The organism is Rubrivivax gelatinosus (assembly GCF_016583785.1).
Lineage (GTDB): Bacteria > Pseudomonadota > Gammaproteobacteria > Burkholderiales > Burkholderiaceae_C > Rubrivivax > Rubrivivax gelatinosus_B.
In genome coordinates, this window is sequence record NZ_NRRU01000007.1 from 37,587 (window position 1) to 62,935 (window position 25,349).

Genomic DNA, 25,349 nt, shown 5'->3' on the forward strand with positions numbered 1-25,349 from the left:
CGCCCGGCGGCCACCCGCGGCCGACCCGAGCCGAGGAGACGACATGACCAAGACCGTGCTGGTCGCCGATGCCGAACCCAACAGCGTCATCCCGCTCGAATGCCTGCTGCGGCGCGAAGGCTGGCGTGTGCTCGTCGCGCACGATGGCGACGAGGCGCTGGGCACCGCGCGCCGCGAACACCCGGACCTGCTGCTGCTGGACGTGCTGATGCCGCGGCGCAGCGGTTTCGAGGTGCTGCAGACGCTGCGTGCCGACGCCGAGCTCGCCGCCACCAAGGTCGTCTTCCTCAGCGCGCGCTGCCGCGACACCGACGTCGCCCAGGGCATGGGCCTGGGCGCCGACGCTTTCGTCGCCAAACCCTTCTCGACCCGCGAGCTGGCCGCGCGCGTGCGTGCGCTGCTGGCATGAAACCCAGCCTGCACGAATGGGCCGCGGCGCTGGCGCCGGCGGCGCTGCTGGCGGCGGCGGCGGCACTGGCCGCGCTGCTGCTGGCGGCGACGCTTTCTCCCGATGAACGCGCCGCGCTGGCCGCGCTGCTGGCGCCGCGGGCGACGCTGCTGCTGCTGGCAGCGGTGCTGCTGGCGGTCGCCGGCGGCGTCTGGATGCGCTGGGCCTGGCACCGCTTCGGCGCCGCGCCGGGGCGCATCGCCGAGCTGCTGCCGGTGCTGCTGGCCGGCGAGCCCGGGCGTGAACTCGAGCCGCGCGGCGGCGCCGGCAGCCGCGCGCTGGCCGCGGCCATCAACACCTTGCTGCACGAGCGTGCCGCCTGGCGTGCCGACGTCGAGGCCCGGGTGCAGGAGGCCAGCCGCCTGGTCGAGCAGGAGAAGAGCCGGCTCGCGGCGCTGATGGCCGAGCTGACGCAGAGCGTCGTCGTCTGCAACCTCGACGGCCGCATCCTGCTCTACAACGGCCGCGCGCGGCTGCAGTTCCGCGCGCTGTCGCCGGCACCGGCCATCGGCGGCGCCGAGTACCTGGGCATCGGGCGTTCGATCTACGCCGTCTTCGACCGCGCGCTGGTCGCGCACGCGCTCGAGATGGTGCAGCAGCGGCTGCAGCGCGGCGTGCCGCACCCGTCGGCGCAGTTCGTCACCGCCACGCGCGGCGGCCAGCTGCTGCGGGTGCAGCTGGCGCCGGTGCGCGAACACGAAGCCGGCCCGCTCGCCGGCTTCGTGCTGATGCTGGACAACATCACGCGCGACTTCGCCGAGGAGTCCGAACGCGACCGCCGGCTGCACGAACACACCGAAGCCGGCCGCGCCTCGCTCGCCAACCTGCAGGCCGCGGTCGAACTGAGCGAGGACCCGGCACTCGACGCGCCGACCGCGGCGCGGCTGCAGGGCGTGATCCGCGACGAGGTGAAGGCGCTGGGCCGGCGCATCGGCGAGCTCGCGCACTACACCACCGAGACCCAGCGCACACGCTGGCCGCTCGAGGACATGCAGGGCGCCGACTTCGTCGCCGCGGCGCTGCGCCGCATCGAGGCGCTGCACCGCTGCCGCACCGCCGCCGCCGAGGTCGACCCGACGCTGTGGCTGCGGCTGGACAGCTTCTCGCTGATCCAGGCGCTGGTCTTCCTGGCCGGGCGCGTGGTCGACGAGTACGGCGTCAAGCTGGTGCAGCTGCGGCTGCAGCGCGCCGGCGAACGCGCCCAGCTCGACCTCGCCTGGATAGGCCCCGGCGTCAGCACCGAGACCGCGGTCGCCTGGGAGACCGAGGCCATGCACATCGACGGCGAGGCCAGCGCCTTGACGGTGCGCGACGTCGTCCAGCGCCACGGCGGTGCTTTCTGGTTCGAGCGCGAGCGTGTGCGGGCCGAGGCCTTCTTCCGCTTCCTGCTGCCGCTGGCCGACGCCGCCGAGCCGCTGGACAGCGGGCTGATCGCACGCCGCGAGAGCCGCCCCGAGTTCTACGACTTCGACCTGTTCCAGACACGCGAGATGGCGCTGGAGATGGCCGAGCGCAGCCTGGCCGAACTCGCCTACACCGTGTTCGACACCGAGACCACCGGCCTGGAGCCGTCGGCCGGCGACGAGATCCTGCAGATCGGCGCCACCCGCATCGTCGCCGGCAAGCTGCGCCGCCACGAGAGCTTCGAGCAGCTGGTCGACCCGCAGCGCAGCATCCCGGCGCGCACGACCGCGATCCACGGCATCTCGCAGGACATGGTCGTGGGCCAGCCGACGATCCGCGAGGTGCTGCCGGCCTTTCACGCCTTCGTGCAGGACACGGTGCTGGTGGCGCACAACGCCGCTTTCGACCTGCGTTTCTTCGAGCTGAAGGAGCGCGCCACCGGCGTGTCTTTCGACCTGCCGGTGCTCGACACGCTGTTGCTGTCGCAGCTGCTGCACCCGAACCAGGACGGGCATTCGCTGGAGGCGATCGCCGAACGCCTGGGCGTCACCGTGCTCGGCCGCCACACCGCGCTCGGCGACGCCATCGTCACCGCCGAGGTGTTCCTGAAGATGCTGCCGCTGCTGCAGGCGCGTGGCATCCGCACGCTGGGCCAGGCGCTGGAGGCTTCGCGCCAGAGCGCGCTCGCCAAGCTCGCCTACTGAGCGGCTGTTAGCGCCGCTGGACGTCGATGCCGTAGCAGCGGATCGCGTAGCTGACCTGGCGGATCGTCAGCGCCAGGCGGCGCGCGGCCTGCGCCTGCACCCAGCCGCTGCGCTCCAGCGCGTCGACCAGCGCCGCACGTTCGACCGCCAGCCCGCGCTGGCCGCGGCGCATCGCCGCGGCTCCCGAGACCGAGGACGGCGGCACCCGTTCGCCAGCGTCGCGCGGCGCGGCGTCGGCACGGCGTGGTGCGGCCACCAGGCAGCGGCTGTCGCCGCAGGGCAGCGCGTCCAGGCAGGCGCTGCTGCACTGGCCGGCGGCGCGCAGCACGCAGGCGCGCAGCTGGGTCAGGTTGCCGGGCCAGCTGCAGGCCGTCAGCGCCGCGCGGGCCCGGGCGCCCAGCTGCAGGCTGCGGCCGGTGGCGCGGCCGAAGTCCTCGAGCACACGCTGCGCGTACCACAGCGTGTCCTCGGGGCGTTCGGCCAGCGGCGCGACGTCGAACGGGAAGGCGTTCAGCCGGTGGTAGAGCGCGGCGTCGAAACGCCGGCTGAGCACGCGCATGCGCAGATCGCCGCAGGACGTGGCGATCAGCTGCAGCGGCGGCTGCGCCGTGCTCGCCTCGGCCGCGACCAGCGCGTCCAGCAGCAGGCGCTGGCCGCCGCGCTCGAGTTCGTCGACATGGCGCAGGAACAGCGTCGCGCCATCGCACCAGCGGGCCAGCAGCTCGCGCGACAGCTGCCTGGCACCGACGTCGATGAACGCCAGCGGCGCGCCGCCGCCGGGCCGCCGGGCGTGCAGCGCACGTGCGATCGAGGCTTTGCCGGCACCGCCGGCGCCGCCGATCAGCAGCGGCTCGGCCAGTGCCAGCAGTGCGCCCAGGCGTTCGAGCTCGCGCGCCAGGCTGGGGGGCAGTTCCGGGGCCGGCGCGGGCGGCGGGGGCGCTTGAAGAGACGGGTGCATGGCGGTGAAGGACGGCTCGCGGGCAGGCGCCGGAAGGGGCGCCGTGCGGCACGACGCAAATTCCATGCGCGCTGCCGCGGTGGCGGGTTCACCAAGGGTGGGTCGCCCGGCACTGGCGCGCACGGCGTGGCGCGCGTGTACCGCCCGGTACGAAGTCCCGGCGATCGTTCCGCGAAGTGCATCTGCTGCCCACCAGGCTGCCGTGTCGGGTCCCCGCCTTGGGCCACGGCCGCGCGCCCGTCGCGCCCGGAAAACGCCACCGCTCGCTGGAAAACCCGGGTCCCCGATGCCAGGGTGCGGCACTCAGGAATTTCCCGAAGCGCCAGCCCGTATCCCGCCATGCGGAAGCGAGCTTACGGGTTCGACCGTAAAGCGTAAGCAATCGTTCAGTTCGGCGTCAGAAAGCGGTCAGAGGCCGCCTCGACATTGCGCCGCAAGTGCCGCCGTCGGGCGTGCGGCACGCAACGTCAGGAGACAACCGGCATGGCATCCACCACCGCAGCGGTGCCCTCGAACGCCCCGATGACTCGCGAGGAGAAGAAGGTCATCTTCGCCTCCTCGCTGGGCACGGTGTTCGAGTGGTACGACTTCTACCTCTACGGCTCGCTCGCCGTGATCATCGGCAAGCAGTTCTTCGCCGCGCTCGACCCCACGGCGCAGTTCATCGCCTCGCTGCTGGCCTTTGCCGCCGGCTTCATCGTGCGGCCCTTCGGTGCGCTGGTCTTCGGCCGCCTGGGCGACATGATCGGCCGCAAGTACACCTTCCTGGTGACGATCCTGATCATGGGCCTGTCGACCTTCATCGTCGGCGTGCTGCCCAGCTACGCCTCGATCGGCATCGCCGCGCCGATCATCCTGATCGGCCTGCGCATCCTGCAGGGCCTGGCCCTGGGCGGCGAGTACGGCGGTGCCGCGACCTACGTCGCCGAACACGCGCCGCACGGCAAGCGTGGCGCCTACACCTCGTGGATCCAGACCACCGCGACGCTGGGCCTGTTCCTGAGCCTTGCGGTCATCCTCGGCACCCGCACCGCGATGGGTGAAGAGGCCTTCACCGCCTGGGGCTGGCGCATCCCGTTCATCGTCTCGATCCTGCTGCTGGCCATCAGCGTCTGGATCCGGCTGTCGATGAACGAGTCGCCCGCGTTCCGCAAGATGAAGGAGGAGGGCAAGACCTCGAAGGCGCCGCTGACCGAGAGCTTCGGCCAGTGGAAGAACCTCAAGATCGTGCTGCTGGCGCTGTTCGGCCTGGTGATGGGCCAGGGCGTGGTCTGGTACTCGGGCCAGTTCTACGCGCTGTTCTTCCTGACCAGCTCGCTCAAGGTCGACCCGGCGACGGCCAACATCATGATCGCGGCCTCGCTGCTGATCGGCACGCCCTTCTTCGTCGTCTTCGGCACGCTGTCGGACAAGATCGGCCGCAAGCCCATCATCCTGGCCGGCATGCTGCTGGCTGTGCTGACCTACTTCCCGCTGTTCAAGGCGCTGACCAACGCCGCGAACCCGGAACTGGCCGCCGCCCAGGCCGCCTCGCAGATCGTGGTGCGCGCCGACCCGGCCACCTGCTCGTTCCAGGGCAGCCCGATCGCACGCGAGGTCGACTTCACCTCCGGCTGCGACATCGCCAAGCGTGCGCTGACGCAGAACTCGGCCAGCTACAGCAACGAGGCGCTGCCGGCCGGCTCGCCGACCATCGTGCTGATCGGCGACAAGCAGATCACGCCGCCGACGGCGACGACGATCGCCGGCGGCCACAAGTTCTCGGAAGACTCGACGAAGGCGATCGCCGGCTTCAAGAAGGAGCTGAGCGATACGCTCAAGGGCGCGGGCTACCCGGCCAAGGCCAAGCCGATCGAGTTCCTGAGCGGGCAGTGGTGGTCCATCGTCGGCATCCTGACCATCCTCGTGATCTACGTGACCATGGTCTACGGCCCGATCGCGGCGATGCTCGTCGAGCTGTTCCCGACCCGCATCCGCTACACCTCGATGAGCCTGCCGTACCACATCGGCAACGGCTGGTTCGGCGGCCTGCTGCCGTCGATCACCTTCGCGATGGTCGCGGCCAACGGCAACATGTACCACGGCCTGTGGTACCCGATCGTCATCGCCTCGGTGTGTTTCGTCATCGGTCTGCTCTTCGTGCGCGAAACGAAGGACCGCGACATCTACGCGGCGGATTGACGCCCGCGGCCGCCTCGTGCGGCCGCCCCAAAACAAAGGCCGGGTCGCGCGAGCGCCCGGCCTTTTTTCATCGCACGGTCTTCAGACCGCGTGGCGCACGTAGACGTCGGTGTTCGGCAGCACCCGGCGCAGGGTCTGGAACGCGCCTTCGGCGAGGTCGCGGCCGATGCCGCAGCTGGGCGCGAAGCTGACGGTCAGCTCGGCCTCGCCATCGTCTATGCGCAGCGCCTTGACGAGCTGGCGGTCGACGATGTTGCCGCCCTCGACGTCGACGACGCCGCGCAGCGAATCCAGCACGCAGCGCACGAGTTCGGGCTGGCCACGCAGCTCGGGCGAGGTGCAGGGGCGACCGAAGCCGCCGCCGCAGCCGGAATGGCTGGGCTGGCAGCCGCCACAGCCCGGTTCGGGCAGCAGACGGATCGGCTGTGTCTTGTTCATACCCGTAATTATGGCGGGGCTCTGACGGCAATCAACTAGGACACTCAGGAATGGCGCTGCCGATTTGTCATGGACAAATGACGGCGCCGCGCTTCAAGCCCCGAACAAACCGCGGTGCTGGTCGCGCAGCAGGTTCTTCTGCACCTTGCCCATCGTGTTGCGCGGCAGTTCGGGCTGTACCAGCACCTGCTTGGGCACCTTGAAGTGGGCGATGCGCTCGCGTAAAGCGCCGATGATCGTGGCGCCGTCCAGCGCCGCGCCCGGGCGCGGCACGACGACCGCGACCACCGCCTCGCCGAAGTCCGGGTGCGGCACGCCGATCACCGCCGACTCGACGACGCCGGCCAGTTCGTTGATCAGGCTCTCGATCTCGGCCGGATAGACGTTGAAGCCGCCGCTGATGACCAGGTCCTTGCTGCGGCCGACGATGCTGACCCAGCCGTCGGCGTCGACACGGCCGAGGTCGCCGGTCTTGAACCAGCCGTCGGCGCTGAACTCCTCGGCGGTCTTCTCCGGCATGCGCCAGTAGCCCGAGAACACGTTCGGCCCGCGCACCTCCAGGCCGCCGATCTCGCCCGCCGCCAGTTCCTCGCCGCGTTCGCCGCGCACGCGGATCCCGACCCCCGGCAGCGCCGGGCCGACGGTGCCGCCGCGGCGGCCTTCCTCGGGGCGGTAGGGGTTCGAGGTCAGCATCACCGTCTCGCTCATGCCGTAGCGCTCGAGGATGGTGTGGCCGCTGCGGTTGCGCCAGGCGCGGAAGGTCTCGATCAGCAGCGGCGCCGAGCCGCTGACGAACAGCCGCATGCCGGCGCAGCTCTCGCGGTTGAGCCCGGGCTCGGCGAGCAGCCGGCCGTACAGCGTCGGCACGCCCATGAAGACCGTGGCCTCGGGCAGCCGGGCGACGACGGCCGCGGCGTCGAAACGGGCGAACCAGATCATGCGTGCGCCGGCCAGCAGCGCGCCCTGGGCGGCGACGAACAGGCCGTGCACGTGGAAGATCGGCAGCACGTGGATCAGCACGTCGTCACGCCGCCAGCCCCAGGCTTCGTGCAGCACGCGCGCGTTGGACAGCAGGTTGCCGTGCGACAGCATCGCGCCCTTGCTGCGCCCGGTGGTGCCGCTGGTGTAGACGATGGCCGCCAGGTCCGAGGCCTTGCGCCGCACCGGCACGTGCTGGTCGTCCTGGAACCCGGCGCGGTCCAGCAGCGTGCCGCGGCGGTCGTCACCGAGCGTGAAGACGTGCGCCGTGCCGGCCTGGAAGGCGATGCGGCTGGCCCAGCCGAAATGGCGCGGCGTGCAGACCAGCACCGCCGGCTCGGCGTCGGCGACGAAATACTCGATCTCGGCCGCCTGGTAGGCGATGTTCAGCGGCACGACGACGTGGCCGGCGCGCAGCACCGCCAGGTGCAGCATCAGCGCCTCGACGCTCTTGTCGACGTGCATCAGCACGCGCGAATGCGGTGGCAGCGCCAGCGAGCCCAGCAGGTTGGCGATCATCGCCGTGCCGCGCTCCAGGTCGCGCCAGCTGTAGACCAGCGGCTGGGGGCCGTCGGCGCATTCGATCGCGGCCGTGTCCAGCGTTTCGGGGAAGGCAGCGCGCAGCGCGCTGAACAGGTTCTGGTCGGGCATCGGGCTCCTGCTGGGGGAATGAACCTGAGCCCATGCTAGGACGATTCGATGTCGCTCAGTCCAGCTTTGCGCCCGACTTCTTGACCACGTCGGCCCAGCGCCGGATCTCGGCGGCGACGAAACGCCCGAGCGCCTCGCCCTGCAGGTCGGGCGGTTCCGCGCCCAGGCCGGTCCAGGTGGCGCGCAGCTCGTCGCCGGCGATCGTGCGCCGCACGTCGCCACCGAAGCGCTCGACCGCGTCGCGCGGCGTGGCCTTGGGCGCGAACAGCGCGTACCAGGTCGAGACCAGATAGTCGGGCAGGCCCGACTCGCGCGCCGTCGGGATGTCGGCGAAGCCTGGCGCGCGGCGCTGGCCCGCGACCGCGATCGCATGCAGCTTGCCCGACTTGATGTGCGTCGCCGACGAGCCCAGGCCGTCGAACATCAGGTCCACCTGGCCGGCCAGCAGGTCCTGCAGCGCCGGGCCGGCGCCGCGGTAGGGGATGTGGGTGATGAAGGTGCGCGTCTGCAGCTTGAAGAGCTCGCCGGCTAGGTGGTGCGAGGTGCCGTTGCCGGCCGAGCCGTAGTTCAGCTTGCCGGGCTGGCTGCGCAGCAGTTCCAGCAGCTGCGGCAGCGTGCGCGCGGCGACACGCTGCGGGTTGACGACGATGACCTGGGGCACGCTGGAGACCAGCGTCACCGGCGTGAAGTCGCCCTCCAGGCTGTAGTCCAGCTTGGGGTACATCGCCGGCGCGATCGCGTGGTGCACCGCGCCCATGAAGAAGTTGCTGCCGTCGGGCGCGGCCTTGGCGGCGAGGCTGGCGCCGAGGTTGCCGCCGGCGCCGCCGCGGTTGTCGATCAGGTACTGGCGGCCGCTGGCCTTGCTCAGCGCCGCGAACAGCGGCCGGGCGAAGGCGTCGGTGCCGCCGCCGGGTGGGAAGGGCACGACGATGGTCACCGGGCGCTGCGCGTTCGGCGCCTGGGCGGCGGCCCAGTGCGGGAGCAGCAGCGCGGGGCTGGCGGCGAGCAGCCGGCGGCGGGACCGGTCGGTCATGGCGTCTCCTGGGTCACCCGCGTGGCGCGGGCGCCGGGATCGTGCCATCCCGGGTGCCGTCCGCAGCCCCGGTGAAGCCCGAGGGCGAAGACCATGCCCGGCGCTCTCCCCCTGTTCCAGGCGGTGGGTTTCCACCGTGCCGCGACGCTGGCGCGGCAGTGCATCCTGCGCGCCGGCGCATCAGCCGCCGGGCGGGGCTGTCGGCCCGCTCCACCGCCAGGAGAACCGACCATGAAGCAGACCCCGCGATCGATGTCCTGGCCCGCCGCGGCCGCCGGCCTGTTGTGGGCCGCGTCCGCAACCGCGGCGCCGGCCAACGTGCTGCCCGCCGGCGTGCGCGGGCCCGTCACCCAGGCGAGCTACGACGGTGTCGCCGACGACCTGCTGACCGCCGGCCTGGGCAGGACCGGGCTGATGGGCGCGACGCCGGCCTTCGCCGACCCGCTGCACCCGACGCCGGCCGAGCTGCGCCGCAACGCGATCTACGTGAACTACCGCGCCCTCGTCGACTACACCGCCGCTGGCGGCATGGGCGTGTTCTACGGGCCCAACATCGACGCCGACGGCCACGACACGCTGGGCGAAGGCAAGGTCGCCGGCAGCGAGAGCTTCGCCTGGGCCGACGACGGCAGCGGCCGCGAGAACGTCACGCTGATGGTGCAGGTGCCGGCGTCCTTCGACCCGGCGCGGCCCTGCATCGTCAGCGCCACGTCCTCGGGCTCGCGCGGCATCTACGGCGCCATCGGCACCGCCGGCGAATGGGGGCTCAAGCGCGGCTGCGCCGTCGCCTACACCGACAAGGGCAGCGGCAACGGCCTGCACGAGCTGACGAGCGACAGCGTCACGAAGCGCGAGGGCACGCTCGCCGATGCCGACGCCGCCGGCAGCGAGGCGCTGTTCCGCGCGCCGCTGGCCGACGCCGAGCGCGAGGCTCTGCTCGCGCAGGCGCCGTACCGCGTCGCCTACAAACACGCGCACTCCAAGCTGAACCCCGAGGCCGACTGGGGCCGGCACACGCTGCAGGCGCTGCGGTTCGCGTTCTGGGTGCTCAACGAGCGCTACGGCAAGACCGGCCAGGACGGCCGCCACGAAGCGACGCTGAACGCACGCAACACCATCGTCATCGCCAGTAGCGTGTCCAACGGCGGCGGCGCCGCGCTCGCCGCCGCCGAACAAGACCGCGAAGGCCTGATCGACGGCGTCGCCGTCAGCGAACCCAACGCCCAGCCGCGGCTGCTGCAAGGCCTGGCGATCCGCGAAGGCGACACGCCGGTGGCGAGTTTCGGCCGGCCGCTGGCCGACTACTTCAGCTACGCCAACCTCTACCAGCCCTGCGCGCTGCTGGCGCCGGCGGCCGGCGGCGGCAGCGCGGTGGCAGCGGCGCTGTGGCCGGCGGCCTTCACCGCGTCGGCGCAGAACCGCTGCACGGCGCTGGCGGCCAAGGGCCTGCTCGCCGGCGCGACGCTGGCCGAACAGGCCGCCGACGCGCTCGCGCGGCTGCACGCCTACGGCTGGCCCACCGACGCCGACTTCCTGCACCAGTCGCACTACCGCTTCGCGACGAACGCGATCGTCACGACCTATACCAACGCCTACGGCCGATTCGGCGTCGAGGACCGGCTGTGCGGCTTCACGCTGGCCAACACCGACGCCGCCGGCGCGCCGGCGCCGCAGTCGGCCACAGCGCTGGCTTCGATCTTCTCCACCGGCAACGGCGTGCCGCCGACGACCGGCGTCAACCTGGTCTACGACGCCGCCGTCGGCGGGCCGCGGCTGGACTTCCTGGCGGTCTCGCCGAGCACCGGGCTGGCCGATTTCGCGCTCGACGGCGCGCTGTGCCAGCGCTCGCTGGTCAGCGGGCGCGACGCCGCCGGCCGGCTGCTGACCGGCAGCGCGCGCGAAGCCGCGTCACGCGTGCGCCACGGCGTCGCCGAAGTGAAGCTGGACGGCCGCTTGCGCGGCAAGCCGGTGCTGATCGTCGCCGGCCGCAGCGACGCGCTGCTGCCGGTGAACCACACCGCGCGCGCCTATTTCGCCAAGACCCAGGCCAACGGGCGCGGCGAGCAGGTGCGCTACGTCGAGGTCACCAACGCCCAGCACTTCGACGGTTTCATCGCGCTCGGTGCGCTGCTCGGCTACGACACACGTTTCGTGCCGCTGCACGTCTATTTCAACCGCGCGCTGGACGCGATGTGGGCCCACCTGACGCAGGGCACGCCGCTGCCGCCGAGCCAGCTGGTGCGCACCGTGCCGCGCGGCGGCAGCAGCGGCGCGGCGCCGGCACTGGCGCCTGCCAACGTGCCGCCCATCCTGGCTGCGCCGGCCGAGGCCGACCGCATCGTCTTCGGCGACGGCACGCTGGTCGTGCCGAAGTGAGCCGGACTCAGCCCTCACGCGTGCAATCGCGTTCGGGCCTGAGCCAGGCGTGCAAGGCCTTCCGGCCTTGCACGTCCAGGCTCAGCGGCGGAAACGGCCGTCGCTGCTGATGATCGACACCTCGACGTAGTCGAAGCCGGTGTGGTCGTTGGCGCTGTAGCCGAGTTCGAGTCCGCCGATGTCCAGGCGCTGCAGGCCTTCCAGTGCCTGGCGCAGGCCTGGGCGCGTCAGCGTCGAGCCGGTGCGCCTGAGGCCTTCGACCAGCACCTTGGCCGAGGCGTAGCCCTCGAGCATCGCCGGTGTCAGCTCGTGGATGCCGGCGGCGCGCGCGAGTTCGATTGCCTCGCGGACCATGGGCGTGCCCCTGGAGCGTTCGTTGGGGAACACCTGGGTGACGATGGTGCCGGCGGCGTTGGCCCCCATGTCCTTGACGAAGCCGGCGGACGCGTTGTTCGACAGGGTGCCGATCTGGGCGTTCGAGCCGGCGGCGCGGACCTGGCGCGTGCCTTCGGCGACGATCTCGGGCGCACCGAAGAAGAGGATGGCCTGGGCTTCGCCCGCCTTGGCCTTCTGCGCCAGCCCGGCGAAGCTGGGCTTGGCGCGGTTGAAGACCTCGACGAACAGCGGCTTGAGCTTGGCGGCTTCCAGGCCGCGCAACGCGCCGGCCTTGGTGTCCTCGCCGAAGGCGTCGTCGGACACGGCCAGACCGATCCGGCTCATGCCGACCGTGGCCAGTTGCTGCACCAGCTTCTCGGCTTCACGCTGGTAGGGCGCGCGCACGTTGAAGATCCACGGGTCGACCGGGTTGTGGAACAGCGCCGCGCCGGTCAGCGGCCCGACCAGCGGCACTTCATAACGCGCCAGCAGCGGGCGCACGGCCTCGGTGTGGGGCGTGCCGCGGGTCATGAACAGCGCCACGACCTGGCGTCCTGTGATCAGCTGCAGGGCGTTCGCTGCCGCCTGCTCCGCGCTGGCGTGGTCGTCCAGCGAGATCAGCTCGATGCGCCGGCCGTAGATGCCGCCGGTCGCGTTGACGCGGTTGAACCACAGCTTCGCGCCGTCCACCGTTTCCTTCACGCTGGAGGCGGCCGGGCCCGTCAATGCGGTGGTCTGCCCGATCAGGATCTGTGCCGAGGCGCCGAGGCTGGTGAGCACGCCCAGGAACAGGACGGCGGCACATCTCCGGAGTTCACGCATATCGGACCGCGGGCGCATCGTTAAAACGCTGAGGATAGCCAACAGGCTCCGGCGTCGGTTTGAGATAGCGGATCAAGAGTTCACGCCCGGCGCTCGATCGTGCGCTTGTGCCGGCCCCGGCAGCCGTCGCGGCCGGCTCCTAGAATGACCAGTTCGCCCATTCGCAGAGCCCTCCAAGATGTCGACAGGCTCCATCCGCATCCGCGGCGCCCGCCAGCACAACCTGAAAAACCTCGACCTGGATATCCAGACCGGCGAGCTGACGGTCGTGACGGGTCCCAGCGGGTCGGGCAAGTCCAGCCTCGTCTTCGACACGCTGTACGCCGAGGGCCAGCGGCGCTACGTCGAGACCTTCAGCGCCTACGCGCGCCAGTTCCTGGACCGCATGGACCGCCCGGCGGTCGACCGCGTCGACGGCGTGCCGCCGGCGATCGCGATCGACCAGACGAACCCGGTGCGCACCAGCCGCAGCACGGTCGGCACGATGACCGAGCTCAACGACCACCTGAAGCTGCTGTACGCACGCGCCGCGCAACTCTTCGACCGCGAGACCGCGCTCGCGGTGCGCCACGACACGCCGGAGACCATCCGCGAGGACCTGGCCGTGCGCGCCGCCGCCGCCGGCGACCCGCGCCTGGTGTTCAGCTTCCCGGTCGAACTGCCGGCCGACACCACGGCCGAGCAGCAGGAGCAGTGGCTGTCGGCTGCCGGCTTCACGCGTGTGCAGGGCGAACGCGTGGTCGAAGGCCGCAAGATTCTCGACGTCGTCGCCGACCGCTTCCGCTTTGCCGGCGCCGAGCGCTCGCGCGTGATGGAGGCGATCGAGCTCGCGCTCAAACGCGGCGGCGGCCGGCTCACGGTGCACGTCGGCGACGACGGCACGACCTGGAAATACAGCACCGGGCTGCACTGCCCCGAGAGCGACATCCGCTACGCCGAGCCGCAGCCGGCGATGTTCAGCTTCAACTCGGCCTATGGCGCCTGCGACACCTGCCGCGGCTTCGGCCGCGTCATCGGCGTCGACTTCGGCCTCGTCATCCCCGACGAGCGCAAGACGCTGCGCAACGGCGCGATCAAGCCGCTGCAGACCCCTGCCTGGGCCGACTGCCAGGACGACCTGATCAAGTACGCCGGCGAGGCCGGCATCCCGCGCGACACCGCCTGGAACCAGCTGACTCCGGCGCAGCGCGACTGGGTCATCGAAGGCTCGCCGAGCTGGACCGGCAACTGGAACAAGCAGTGGTACGGCATCCGCCGCTTCTTCGGTTATCTGGAGAGCAAGGCGTACAAGATGCACATCCGCGTGCTCTTGTCCAAGTACCGCAGCTACACGCCCTGCGGCGCCTGCGGCGGCGCGCGGCTCAAGCTCGAGCCGCTGCTCTGGCGCCTGGGCTCCAAGGCCGACGCCGACGCGGTGCTGCCGCCCGAACGCCGCTACCTGCCGGTGGGCGCGGCCTGGAGCCGCGAGCAGCTCGAGGCCCTGCCGGGGCTGAACCTGCACGACCTGATGCAGCTGTCGATCGACCGGCTGCGCCGCTTCTTCGACGGCCTGACGCTGCCCGGCACGATGCTCGACGAGGCGCTGAAGCTGCTGCTGGACGAGGTGCGCACCCGCCTCAAGTACCTGTGCGACGTCGGCCTGGGATACCTGACGCTGGACCGCCAGAGCCGCACGCTGTCGGGTGGCGAGGTCCAGCGCATCAACCTGACGACGGCGCTCGGCACCTCGCTCGTGAACACGATGTTCGTGCTCGACGAGCCCTCGATCGGCCTGCACCCGCGCGACATGGGGCGCATCGTCACGGCGATGCACCGGCTGCGCGACGCCGGCAACACGCTGGTCGTCGTCGAACACGACCCGGCGGTGATGCTGGCCGCCGACCGCCTGATCGACATGGGCCCGGGCCCGGGCGAACGCGGCGGCCAGATCGTCTTCGACGGCACGCCCGACGAAGCGCGCGACGCCGACACGCTGACCGGCGCCTACCTCGGCGGCCGGCGCCAGGTCGGCATGGGCACCCGGCGCCCGGTGGCCTCGTCGACGCCGCGGCTGCTGCTCGAAGGTGCACGCGAGCACAACCTGAAGAACGTCAGCGTCGAGCTGCCGCTGCAGCGCCTGGTCGTCGTCACCGGCGTCAGCGGCTCGGGCAAGAGCACGCTGATCCAGGACGTGCTGTACCCGGCGCTGGCGCGCCATTTCGGCAAGCCGACCGAGACCCCGGGCGCGCACGACCGGCTGCTGGGCATGGACTGGCTGTCCGACGCCGTCTTCGTCGACCAGAGCCCGATCGGCAAGACCGCACGCAGCAACCCGGCGAGCTACGTCGGCGCCTTCGACGAACTGCGCAAGCTGTTCGCCGACGCGCCGCTGGCGCGTGAACGCGGCTACACCGCCGGCACCTTCAGCTTCAACGCCGGCGACGGCCGCTGCCCGACCTGCGGCGGCTCGGGTTTCGAGCACGTCGAGATGCAGTTCCTGTCCGACGTCTACCTGCGCTGCCCCGACTGCGACGGCCGCCGCTACCGCCCCGAGATCCTCGACGTCAAGCTGGTGCGCGGCACGCTGCAGTTGTCGATCGCCGACGTGCTCGACCTCACCGTCGCCGAAGCCGCGCACTGGTTCCAGCGCGACCGCGAGGTCGTGCAGCGGCTGCAGCCCATCGTCGACGTCGGCCTGGACTACGTGCGCCTGGGCCAGCCGGTGCCGACGCTGTCGGGCGGCGAAGCCCAGCGCCTGAAGCTCGCCGGCTTCCTGGCCGAAGCCGCGTCCGGCACGCGCAACGCGGTGCGGCCGGGCACGATGCTGCAGTCGACCACCGCACCCTGGGGCGGCGCCTTCCTCGACCGCGAGACGCGCATGCGGCGCCAGGGCACGCTGTTCCTGTTCGACGAACCGACCACCGGCCTGCACTTCGACGACATCGTCAAGCTGATGCGCGCGCTGCGCAAGCTGCTCGAGGCCGGGCATTCGCTGCTGGTCATCGAACACAACCTGGACGTGATCCGCTCGGCCGACTGGGTCGTCGACCTCGGCCCCGAAGGCGGCGAAGCCGGCGGCGAGCTGATCTGCGCCGGCACACCCGACGACCTGAAGGCGCATCCGGGCTCGCATACCGGCGTTGCACTGCGCGAATACGAGGCGGCGCTGGGGCTGGGGGTGGCACGCGCGGCCGAACGTGCACTCCCTCTCCCGCTCGCGGGAGAGGGCTGGGGTGAGGGTGCCGGCGTACCCCTGCAATCACTCCTGCGCCGCAGCCGTGCCACGTCCGCAGGCCCTCACCCCGACCCTCTCCCGCAGGCGGGAGAGGGGGCAAGCCCGGGCGTCCCGCGAGAGGGAGAGGGGCTGATCCGCATCGTCAACGCCAGGGAACACAACCTGAAGAGCCTGTCGGTGGAGATCCCACGCGGCAAGTTCAACGTCGTCACCGGCGTCAGCGGCTCGGGCAAGAGCACGCTCGCCTTCGACATCCTGTTCAACGAAGGCCAGCGGCGTTACCTGGAGAGCCTGAACGCCTACGCCCGCAGCATCGTGCAGCCCGCCGGGCGGCCCGAGGTCGACGCCGTCTGGGGCATCCCGCCGACGGTGGCGATCGAGCAGCGCCTGTCGCGCGGCGGGCGCAAGAGCACGGTGGCGACGACGACCGAGCTCTGGCACTTCCTGCGCCTGCTGTGGGTCAAGCTGGGGCTGCAGCACTGCGTGCACGACGGCGCGCCGGTGCGCGCGCAGAGCACCGAGAGCATCGCCGCGCAGCTGCTGCGCGACCACCGCGGCCAGCACGTCGGCCTGCTGGCGCCGCTGGTCGTCAACCGCAAGGGCGTCTACACCGACCTCGCCAAGTGGGCTGTGGCGCGTGGCCACACGCACTTGCGCGTCGACGGCGAGTTCGTCGCGCTGGCGCCGTTCCCGCGCCTGGACCGTTTCAAGGAGCACACGATCGAGCTGCCGGTGGGCGACATCGTCGTCGACCCGGCCGACGAAGCCGGGCTGCGCGCGCTGCTCGCCAAGGCGCTGGAATTGGGCAAGGGCGTGCTGCACCTGCTGCACCCGCTGGACGGCCTGGCCGAGGCGATGGACGGCGGCAGCGGCCGCGGCATCGGCGAGCTCAAGGTCTTCTCGACCAAACGCGCCTGCCCGGTCTGCGGCACCAGCTACCCCGAGCTGGACCCGCGCATGTTCAGCTACAACAGCAAACACGGCTGGTGCACGCACTGCGTCGGCACCGGCCTGGCGCTGACGCGCGAGCAGCGCAAGGCGCTGGACGATTCGGTGCGCGACGAGGACAACAAGGGCCGCGAACAGAGTTTCCCGTCGGAGGAGCCCGAGATCGACGGCCTGGCCGACCAGCCCTGTCCCGAGTGCCAGGGTGCACGCCTGAACCCGGCGGCGCGCGCGGTGACCTTCGACGACGCGCCGATCGGCACGATCGCCCGCCTGTCGGTGCGCGAGACCCGCGCCTGGGTCGAGGGCCTGGCACTCGTGGGTCGCGACGCCGAGATCGCGCGCGACATCGTCTCCGAGATCCGCAGCCGGCTGCAGTTCCTCGAGGACGTCGGCCTGGGCTATCTGACGCTGGACCGGGCCGCGCCGACGCTGTCGGGCGGCGAGGCGCAGCGCATCCGGCTGGCGGCGCAGCTGGGCAGCAACCTGCAGGGCGTGTGCTACGTGCTCGACGAGCCGACGATAGGCCTGCACCCGCGCGACAACCGCATCCTGCTGGACGCGCTGCACAAGCTGGGCGAGCAGGGCAATACGCTGGTCGTCGTCGAACACGACGAGGACACGATCCGGCGCGCCGAACACATCATCGACATCGGCCCCGGCGCCGGCGTGCGCGGCGGCCGCCTGGTCGCCCAGGGCACGGTGGCCGACCTGAGCGCGGCGCCGGAGTCGCTGACCGGGCGTTTCCTGGCCTCGCCGCCGAAACACCCGCTGCAGGCGCGGCGCCCGGTCGAGGCCGACGCGCCGGCGCTCAAGCTCTCGGGCGCGTCGCTGCACAACCTGAAGTCGGTCGACGTCGCGGTGCCGCTGAAGCGCCTGGTCGCCGTCACCGGCGTCAGCGGTTCGGGCAAGAGCACGCTGGCGCGCGACGTGCTGCTGGCCAGCGTGCAGGCCGCGGTGACGCAGAAGTCGACCAAGGCCGGCCGCGACGCGATGCTGGCCAATGGCTTCCACGGCCTCGTCGGCTGCCGCGGGCTGGCGGGCTACGAGCCGATCGACCGCGTGCTCGAGGTCGACCAGACGCCGATCGGCAAGACGCCGCGCTCCTGCCCGGCGACCTACATCGGCTTCTGGGACGCGATCCGCAAGCTCTTCGCCGAGACGCTGGAAGCCAAGGCTCGCGGTTTCGCCGCGAACCGCTTCAGCTTCAACACCGGCGACGGGCGCTGCCCCTCGTGCGAAGGCCAGGGCCTGCGCACGATCGAGATGAGCTTCCTGCCCGACGTGAAGGTGTCTTGCGACGTCTGCCACGGCGCCCGCTTCAACCCGGAGACGCTGGCCGTCACCTGGCGCGGCAAGAGCATCGGCGACGTGCTGCGCATGGAGGTCGACGACGCCGTCGGCTTCTTCGCCAGCATGCCGGCGATCGCGCACCCGCTGCAGCTGCTGAAGGATGTCGGCCTGGGCTACCTGACGCTGGGCCAGCCGAGCCCGACGCTGTCCGGCGGCGAAGCCCAGCGCATCAAGCTCGTCACCGAGCTGTCCAAGGTGCGCGACGACGTCACGCGCCGCGGCAACCGCATGCCGCACACGCTGTACGTGCTCGACGAACCGACGGTGGGCCTGCACATGGCCGACGTCGAGCGCCTGGCGCGTGTGCTGCACCGGCTGGTCGACGCCGGCCACAGCGTCGTCGTCATCGAGCACGACCTGGACATCATCGCCGAGGCCGACTGGGTGCTGGACCTGGGGCCCGAAGGCGGCGGCGAGGGCGGCCGCGTTGTCGCCGCCGGCACGCCCGAGCAGGTGGTGGCCGCCGGTACCCACACCGGGCACGCGCTGGCGGCCGTGCTGGCGCGCTGATCAGCGCGCCGGCTGCACCCGCGGCGCGGGCCGCAGCCGGCGCCACAACCGCCAGCCCAGCAGCGCGCCGACGATCGCGGCGTACACCGCGACCTCGGCGAAGTCGTTCTTGCCGGCACGCATCCAGAAGAAGTGCAGCAGCGCCAGCGCCGCGGTGGCGTAGACCAGGCGGTGCAGCGCCTGCCAGCGGCGCGCGCCCAAGGCCTTGATCGCGCGGTTGAACGAGGTCGCGGCCAGCGGCAGCAGCGTCAGCAGCGCGGCGGTGCCGACGAGGATGAACGGGCGCTTGGCGATGTCGTGCAGGATCGCGTCGACGTCGAAGCCCATGTCCAGCCAGGCGAAACACAGGAAGTGCACGACGGCGTAGAAGAAGCAGAACAGCCCCAGCATCCGCCGCAGCCGCGCCAGCGCGTGCCAGCCGGTGGCCTGGCGCAGCGGCGTCAGCGCCAGCGTCAGGCACAGGAAACGCAGCGTCCAGTCGCCGGTCGATCGGATCAGCGCCTCGGCCGGGTTCGCCCCCAGCTTGTTCGCGGCCGCGCCCCAGACCAGCCAGGCCAGGGGCAGCAGCGCGAGGACGAAGGCGATCGGCTTGGTCGCCGGCTTCAGCAGCAGCGCATTGACCGGGGCCACGGGCTCAGTAGTTCTTCTTCAGGTCGAGGCCGGCGTAGAGCGAGCCGACCTGCGCTTCGTAGCCGTTGAACAGCAGCGTAGGCCGGCGCTTGGCGAACAGGCCTTCGCCGATGCGGCGCTCGCTCGCCTGGCTCCAGCGCGGGTGGTCGACGTTCGGGTTGACGTTGGCGTAGAAGCCGTATTCCTGCGGCGCCGTCGCCTGCCAGGCGCTGCGTGGCTGCTGCTCGACGAAGCGGATCGCGACCAGGCTCTTGGCCGACTTGAAGCCGTACTTCCAGGGCACGACCAGGCGCAGCGGCGCGCCGTTCTGCGGCGGCAGCACTTCGCCGTACAGGCCGAAAGCGAGCAGCGCCAGCGGGTGCATCGCCTCGTCCATGCGCAGGCCTTCGACGTAAGGCCAGGGAATGACGTTGGAGCTCAGCCCCGGCATCTGCGCCCGGTCGGCCAGCGTCTCGAACTGCACGTAGCGTGCGTTGCCCAGCGGCTCGACGCGGCGGATCAGCTGCGCGAGCGAAAAACCGACCCAGGGCACGACCATGGACCAGCCCTCGACGCAGCGCAGGCGGTAGATGCGCTCCTCCATCGCGCCCAGCTTCATCAGCGCGTCGAGGTCGTAGCGCCCGGGTTTCTTCACCAGGCCTTCGATCGAGACCGTCCAGGGGCTGGTCTTGAGCTTCTGCGCGCGCTGCGCCGGGTCGGCCTTGTCGGTGCCGAACTCGTAGAAGTTGTTGTAGCGCGTGACGTCGTCGTAGGCGGTCGGCGCTTCCATCGTCAGTGCGCCGGGCACCGCACTGCGCACGGCCGGCAGCGGCGTGCGGCCGCCGGTGCGCGGCGCGGCGGCGAGCGCGGGCAGCGCGGCGCTGGCCGCGCCCAGCGCCAGCCCCTGGATCAGCTGGCGGCGCTGCGCGTAGACCGCCCGCGGCGTGATCTCGCTGGCGACCGGGTGGACGTAGCCGCGGTCCTTCAGATACTGCATCGGGGGCTCTGGTGGGCTGGTAATCGAACAAGGTAGCGCAAAGCGCCGCGCCGCGCCCGCCACCGGCGCCGATCACGCGTGCCCCGTGGGGCCGCCCCGAAAGAAAAACGGGCCGGCATGGCCGGCCCGTTTCGATGCGGCAGGGCGCTGCTCAGTGCAGGCCGGCGATGTAGTCGGCGACGGCCTTGATCTCGGCGTCGCTCAGCTTGGCGGCGATGGTCGTCATCTGCACGCTGTTGGCGCGTTCGCCCGAGCGGAAGGTGTTGAGCTGCGCCGTCGTGTATTCGACGTGCTGGCCACCCAGGCGCGGGTACTGCGCCGGGATGCCAGCGCCGTTCGGGCTGTGGCAGCCCGAGCAGGCCGGCACCTTCTTCGCGGCGATGCCGCCGCGGAAGATGGCCTGGCCCAGCGCGATCGTCTCTTTCGAGGTCGACTCGCCCTTGACCGGCGCCTTGGAGCCGAAGAACGCGGCCACGTTGACCATGTCCTCGGGCGTCAGCGGCGCGGCCATGCCCATCATGATCGGGTTCATGCGCTTGCCGGCCTTGAACTCGGTCAGCTGCTTGACGATGTAGTCGGGGTGCTGGCCCTGCAGGATCGGGTAGATCGGCACGCCGCGCGAACCGTCGGCGGCGTGGCAGGCCTGGCAGGTCGCCGCGGTGATCTGGCCTTTGGCCAGGTCCGGCTTGGCGGGCTTCGCTTGTTCGGCGAAGGCGGAGCCGGCGGCGAGCGCGGCGATGGTCAGTGCGACGGCGAACTTCATGCGGCGGGGGCCTCGGACGGCAGGTGTTCGGGTGTCAAACCGCAGGATTTTACAATGTCCCATGACGTCAAACTTTCGAGATGTGCCCAGCGAGGCTGAAAAGACCGCTTTGGCCTGGGCGCACAGTGCGCGATTCCTGACGACCGCGAGCCGTTTGGACCAGTTGCCTCAGATGGAACTGCCCGAAATCGCCTTCGTCGGCCGCAGCAACGCGGGCAAGTCCACCGCGATCAATACGCTCGCGCAGCAGCGGCGGCTGGCCTTCGCGTCGCGCACGCCGGGACGCACCCAGCATATCAACCTGTTCGAGGTCGGCCCCAAGGACGCACCCGATGCGCTCTTCGCCGACCTGCCGGGCTACGGATATGCCGCGGTCGAACGCAGCGCCAAGCTGCGCTGGCAGGAGGTGATGGCGCAGTACCTCGAACTGCGGCGCGCGCTGCACGGCGTGGTGCTGATGATCGACTCGCGCCTGGGTTTCACCGACCTGGACCGCAAGCTGCTGGCGCTGATCGCGCCGCGCCTGGCCAACGGCGAGGTGCGGCTGCTGGCGGTGCTGACCAAGTGCGACAAGCTCAACCGGCGCGAGGCCGATGCCGCGCTCGCCGGCGCCCAGCAGGTGCTGGCCGAGGTCGCGACCGAGAACTCCGAGATCGGCGTGGCGCCGTTCTCGGCGCTGTCCAAGCGCGGCGTCGGCGACGTTGCGGCGACGCTGCACGGCTGGACCCGGCAGCCGCCGCCTAACCCAGCTTGATCGTGCGCCGCATCACACGCTTGGCGGCCGAGCGCACCAGCGAACGCGGCCGCAGCGTGCTCAGCAGGCGCTCGGCGTGCAGCGTGGTCATCGCGCGTCGGCGCACGGCCCAGGTCTCGGGGCTCTCGGCGTCGGCGAGCAGCCAGAGTTCGCCCAGCTCGCCCGGCCACAGGATCTGCGCCTTGACCCAGCGGCCCTGCAGGAAGGCGTTGAGCCACTCCCCGGGGCGCCGGGCCTGAAGCCAGGCGAGTGCGTCGCGCGGCTCGGCGCTCGGGCCGTCGGCGGGCATCAGGTCGGCGGGCACGGTGTCGAGCTGGGCGATGTCGAGCGCGCCGCCCAGCGTCGACGGCGGCGCGGCCGACGAACACAGCCGCGTTTCCAGGCGCTGCAGTTCGGCGATCTGGCCCGCGGCCGCGGTGCAGCGGCGCGCGAAGCGGTGCTGGCCCTGGTGCAGCAGGCGTTCGCCGGCCCATTCGAACAGCGGCGCCGCCGGCACCGGCTCGGCCGCGAGGTGCTCGACCAGGCCCTGGGCGAAACGCAGCGTCTGCGCTCGTTCGCCGTTGCCTGCCGGCGGCAGCACCTCGCCGGTGAAGGCGAGCGCGTCGATGAAGCGCCACATCGGGTGCGATTCGTCGTCGAGCGCGCCCGGATCGCGCAGCACGAGGCGCGTCGCCGCCGACTGCAGGCGCGAGAGCATCAGCGCGATGTCGGCCGCCAGGCGGCGGTCGGCGAGCATCGCGTCGAACAGCCCGGTGAGCGTCTCGATGGCGCGCCGTTCGGCCGCCGGCGGCGCCGCCGGCGCGGCGGCAGCGGGTTCGAGCGCGAGGCCGCCGAAATCGGGTTCGCCGAGGTCAAAACCCAGCTCGGACATCGGCGCGACGGCTGAGCGCACCAGGTCCAGGCCGGCGCCCAGGCTGACCTCGGGGCGGCGCGAACGGCGTGCGCCCGAGGGCAGGATCATCGTGCGGTAGGCGGCAGGCGTGACGCCGGCGCTTTCCAGCCGCGACGACGAGGCCGCGTAGGCCCGGCGCAGCGCCTGCGCCAGCGCCGGCGAGGCGTTGCGCATGAAGATCAGGTGGTGCTCGCGCGACAGCGGCAGCGCCTGCGACGCGGCCCACAGCGCGCGGGCGTGGGTCGCCGGGCCGAAGGGGTTGTGGTCGCGTGCCAGGTCCATGTCGCCGACCAGGGCGGCGGTGAAGGTCTGCAGTTCACGCAGCTCGTATTCGGCGGTGCTGCGCACCATCTCGATCGCGTGCGAGATCTCGACGTCGATCGACACCGAGTCCTCGTCGACCAGCGACAGCGCCGCCGGCAGCGCCGACGCGCCGAAGGCGGCCATCGGGTCGGGGCGTTCGGCCAACTGGCGCTTGAGCGAGCGCACGTAGTAGTCGCTGAGGTGCTCGCGGTGCGAGCCGATCGCGTGCAGCAGGTCGGCCGTCGCGGCGCGCGGCTGCGGCGCCAGCGTCGGCAGGCTCTGGCGCAGGCGGTCTATCGTGCCTTCGACGACCTGGTCGACGAGCAGCGGCGCACGCAGCAGTTCGTCTTCTATGAACTGCTGGAGGGCTGCCGGAATGCTCGGAGGGGACATCACTCGGGATTATCGGTCGCCCGCGGTGTGCAATAAGAACCACCCGACGAGCTTGTTTCACGGAAAAATGAAAAAAGCCCGCCTCCTTGCGGACGCGGGCTTTGGCGGGGCCGGGTGGCTCGCCGGCGGCGCCCCGGAGTGCGGGGCGCCGTCGGGCTTACATGTCCATGCCCATGCCGCCCATGCCGCCCATGCCGCCGCCGGCGGGCATCGCGGACTCTTCCTTCGGCGCTTCGGCAACCATGCACTCGGTCGTCAGCATCAGGCTGGCAACGGAGGCGGCGTTCTGCAGCGCGGTACGGGTCACCTTGGTCGGGTCCAGGATGCCCATCTCGATCATGTCGCCGTAGCTGTCGTTGGCCGCGTTGTAGCCGAAGTTGCCGGCGCCTTCGAGGACCTTGTTGATCACGACGCTGGGCTCGCCGCCGGCGTTGGCGACGATCTCGCGCAGCGGCTGTTCGACGGCGCGCAGCACGATCTTGATGCCGGCGTCCTGGTCGTGGTTCTCGCCCTTGAGCGAGCCGGCGACCGCGGCGCGGGCGCGCAGCAGCGCGACACCACCACCGGCGACGATGCCTTCCTCGACGGCGGCACGGGTGGCGTGCAGCGCATCTTCGACGCGGGCCTTCTTTTCCTTCATCTCGACTTCGGTGGCAGCACCGACCTTGATGACGGCGACACCGCCGGCCAGCTTGGCCACACGTTCCTGCAGCTTTTCGCGGTCGTAGTCGGAGGTGGCTTCCTCGATCTGGACGCGGATCTGCTTGACACGCGCTTCGATGTCGGCGGCCTTGCCGGCGCCATCGATCAGCGTGGTGTTTTCCTTCGCCACTTCGACGCGCTTGGCCTGGCCCAGGTCGGCCAGCGTGGCCTTCTCGAGCGACAGACCGACTTCCTCGGCGATGACCTTGCCGCCCGTCAGGATGGCGATGTCTTCGAGCATGGCCTTGCGGCGGTCACCGAAGCCCGGGGCCTTGACGGCGACGACCTTCAGGATGCCGCGGATCGTGTTGACCACCAGGGTGGCCAGCGCTTCGCCTTCGACTTCCTCGGCGATGATCAGCAGCGGACGGCCGCTCTTGGCGACTTGTTCCAGGATCGGCAGCAGGTCGCGGATGTTGCTGATCTTCTTGTCGAACAACAGGACGAACGGGTTGTCGAGGACGGCAACCTGCTTTTCCGGGTTGTTGATGAAGTACGGCGACAGGTAGCCGCGGTCGAACTGCATGCCCTCGACGACGTCGAGTTCGTTGTTCAGGCTCTTGCCGTCTTCGACGGTGATGACGCCTTCCTTGCCGACCTTGTCCATCGCGTCGGCGATGATCTTGCCGATCGACTCGTCGCTGTTGGCGGAGATCGAGCCGACCTGGCCGATTTCCTTGCTCGTCGTCGTCGGCTTGCTGGCCTTCTTCAGCTCTTCGGTCAGGGCCGTCACGGCCTTGTCGATGCCGCGCTTCAGGTCCATCGGGTTCATGCCCGCGGCGACGAACTTCATGCCTTCGCGCACGATCGACTGCGCCAGCACGGTCGCGGTCGTGGTGCCGTCACCGGCGTTGTCGCTGGTCTTGGAAGCGACTTCCTTGACCATCTGCGCGCCCATGTTCTGCAGCTTGTCCTTGAGCTCGATCTCCTTGGCGACCGAGACACCGTCCTTGGTGACGGTGGGGGCGCCGAACGAGCGCTCCAGGACCACGTTGCGGCCCTTCGGGCCCAGGGTCACCTTGACGGCGTTGGCCAGGACGTTCACGCCCTCGACCATGCGGTGGCGCGCGTCAGCGCCGAAGATCACGTCTTTAGCAGCCATGTGCTTCCTCTTCGAATTCTGTGGGGGGAGGGATTACTTCTCGACGACGGCGAAGAGGTCTTCTTCGCGCATCACGAGCAGTTCGTCGCCATCGACCTTGACGGTCTGGCCGCTGTACTTGCCGAACAGCACGCGGTCACCGACCTTGACGTTCAGGACGACGAAGTCGCCCTTGTCATTGCGCTTGCCCGGGCCGACCGCCAGGATTTCGCCCTGATCGGGCTTTTCGGCGGCGTTGTCGGGGATGACGATGCCGGAGGCGGTCTTGGTCTCGTTCTCGAGACGCTTGACGATCACGCGATCGTGCAACGGACGAAGCTTCATTCACATCTCCTTCGGAGCTAGTTATGGCACTGGAGCGCCGCGCAGGCAGCGCTCGCTGACATGCGGCAACCGGGGACAGCGAACCTGCCTCGGTCATTAGCACTCACTCAACGCGAGTGC

The 25,349-nt window shown here is 70.9% G+C and carries 17 protein-coding genes; 6 read left to right on the forward strand and 11 right to left on the reverse strand.

The window, feature by feature from the left end; all coding sequences use genetic code 11:
- Positions 1–43 precede the first annotated feature (43 nt).
- Together CKO43_RS03330 and CKO43_RS03335 are read left to right on the forward strand one after the other, a co-directional pair.
- Positions 44–409, forward strand: coding sequence for a response regulator transcription factor (locus CKO43_RS03330; protein WP_200377818.1), 366 nt, complete (start codon positions 44–46; stop codon positions 407–409).
- Positions 406–2,556, forward strand: coding sequence for a 3'-5' exonuclease (locus CKO43_RS03335; protein WP_200228946.1), 2,151 nt, complete (start codon positions 406–408; stop codon positions 2,554–2,556). The genes CKO43_RS03330 and CKO43_RS03335 overlap by 4 nt, the downstream gene beginning before the upstream one ends.
- 7 nt (positions 2,557–2,563) lie before the next feature.
- Here the strand turns inward: CKO43_RS03335 and CKO43_RS03340 are convergent, their stop codons facing one another.
- The gene (locus CKO43_RS03340) at positions 2,564–3,514 is read right to left on the reverse strand and encodes a helix-turn-helix domain-containing protein (RefSeq protein WP_200377819.1); all 951 of its coding nucleotides are present in this window, start codon (positions 3,512–3,514) and stop codon (positions 2,564–2,566) included.
- Positions 3,515–3,997: 483 nt separating this feature from the next.
- Between CKO43_RS03340 and CKO43_RS03345 the strand changes: the two genes are divergently transcribed.
- On the forward strand, positions 3,998–5,695 hold the full coding sequence (locus CKO43_RS03345; protein WP_200377820.1) for an MFS transporter: 1,698 nt from the start codon (positions 3,998–4,000) through the stop codon (positions 5,693–5,695).
- Positions 5,696–5,776: 81 nt separating this feature from the next.
- On the opposite strand, the gene CKO43_RS03350 is transcribed toward CKO43_RS03345, so the two are convergent.
- From CKO43_RS03350 to CKO43_RS03360, 3 genes are all read right to left on the reverse strand, one after another.
- Positions 5,777–6,133: an iron-sulfur cluster assembly protein gene (locus CKO43_RS03350; RefSeq protein WP_200377821.1), complete on the reverse strand. Its 357-nt coding sequence runs from the start codon at positions 6,131–6,133 to the stop codon at positions 5,777–5,779.
- Between the two features lie 93 nt (positions 6,134–6,226).
- On the reverse strand, positions 6,227–7,762 hold the full coding sequence (locus CKO43_RS03355) for a malonate--CoA ligase (protein WP_200377822.1): 1,536 nt from the start codon (positions 7,760–7,762) through the stop codon (positions 6,227–6,229).
- A gap of 55 nt (positions 7,763–7,817) precedes the next feature.
- Entirely contained in the window at positions 7,818–8,795 is a 978-nt protein-coding gene (locus tag CKO43_RS03360; RefSeq protein ID WP_200377823.1) for a Bug family tripartite tricarboxylate transporter substrate binding protein, read from the reverse strand.
- A 231-nt stretch (positions 8,796–9,026) separates the two neighbouring features.
- Here CKO43_RS03360 and CKO43_RS03365 point away from each other — a divergent pair, with 231 nt between their 5' ends.
- On the forward strand, positions 9,027–11,171 hold the full coding sequence (locus CKO43_RS03365; RefSeq protein WP_200377824.1) for a D-(-)-3-hydroxybutyrate oligomer hydrolase: 2,145 nt from the start codon (positions 9,027–9,029) through the stop codon (positions 11,169–11,171).
- Positions 11,172–11,252: 81 nt separating this feature from the next.
- Here the strand turns inward: CKO43_RS03365 and CKO43_RS03370 are convergent, their stop codons facing one another.
- Entirely contained in the window at positions 11,253–12,386 is a 1,134-nt protein-coding gene (locus CKO43_RS03370; RefSeq protein ID WP_242481040.1) for an ABC transporter substrate-binding protein, read from the reverse strand.
- Between the two features lie 160 nt (positions 12,387–12,546).
- Here CKO43_RS03370 and uvrA point away from each other — a divergent pair, with 160 nt between their 5' ends.
- Positions 12,547–18,390 (forward strand): excinuclease ABC subunit UvrA, encoded by a 5,844-nt coding sequence (uvrA, locus tag CKO43_RS03375; RefSeq protein WP_200377825.1) that lies wholly within the window; start codon positions 12,547–12,549, stop codon positions 18,388–18,390.
- Here uvrA and CKO43_RS03380 read toward each other — a convergent pair whose 3' ends face one another.
- From CKO43_RS03380 to CKO43_RS03390, 3 genes are all read right to left on the reverse strand, one after another.
- Positions 18,391–19,020: a ferric reductase-like transmembrane domain-containing protein gene (locus tag CKO43_RS03380; protein ID WP_200377826.1), complete on the reverse strand. Its 630-nt coding sequence runs from the start codon at positions 19,018–19,020 to the stop codon at positions 18,391–18,393.
- 4 nt (positions 19,021–19,024) lie between these two features.
- Positions 19,025–19,996, reverse strand: a complete 972-nt coding sequence (msrP, locus tag CKO43_RS03385; RefSeq protein WP_200377827.1) for a protein-methionine-sulfoxide reductase catalytic subunit MsrP — start codon at positions 19,994–19,996, stop codon at positions 19,025–19,027.
- A gap of 151 nt (positions 19,997–20,147) precedes the next feature.
- Positions 20,148–20,759: a c-type cytochrome gene (locus CKO43_RS03390; protein ID WP_200230885.1), complete on the reverse strand. Its 612-nt coding sequence runs from the start codon at positions 20,757–20,759 to the stop codon at positions 20,148–20,150.
- A 61-nt stretch (positions 20,760–20,820) separates the two neighbouring features.
- On the opposite strand from CKO43_RS03390, the gene yihA reads away from it, so the two are divergent.
- Positions 20,821–21,513: a ribosome biogenesis GTP-binding protein YihA/YsxC gene (gene yihA / locus CKO43_RS03395; RefSeq protein WP_200230888.1), complete on the forward strand. Its 693-nt coding sequence runs from the start codon at positions 20,821–20,823 to the stop codon at positions 21,511–21,513.
- Here yihA and CKO43_RS03400 read toward each other — a convergent pair.
- The 3 genes from CKO43_RS03400 to groES all read right to left on the reverse strand — a co-directional run bounded on the left by CKO43_RS03400 (position 21,500) and on the right by groES (position 25,229).
- Entirely contained in the window at positions 21,500–23,101 is a 1,602-nt protein-coding gene (locus CKO43_RS03400; protein ID WP_200230890.1) for a DUF1631 family protein, read from the reverse strand. The two genes, yihA and CKO43_RS03400, sit on opposite strands and share 14 nt — an antisense overlap.
- Before the next feature lie 157 nt (positions 23,102–23,258).
- Positions 23,259–24,905 carry a chaperonin GroEL gene (gene groL / locus CKO43_RS03405; protein WP_200230892.1) on the reverse strand — a complete coding sequence of 549 codons (1,647 nt, stop codon included), beginning with the start codon at positions 24,903–24,905 and terminating at the stop codon, positions 23,259–23,261.
- 33 nt (positions 24,906–24,938) lie between these two features.
- Positions 24,939–25,229, reverse strand: a complete 291-nt coding sequence (gene groES, locus CKO43_RS03410; RefSeq protein WP_200230894.1) for a co-chaperone GroES — start codon at positions 25,227–25,229, stop codon at positions 24,939–24,941.
- Positions 25,230–25,349 lie beyond the last annotated feature (120 nt).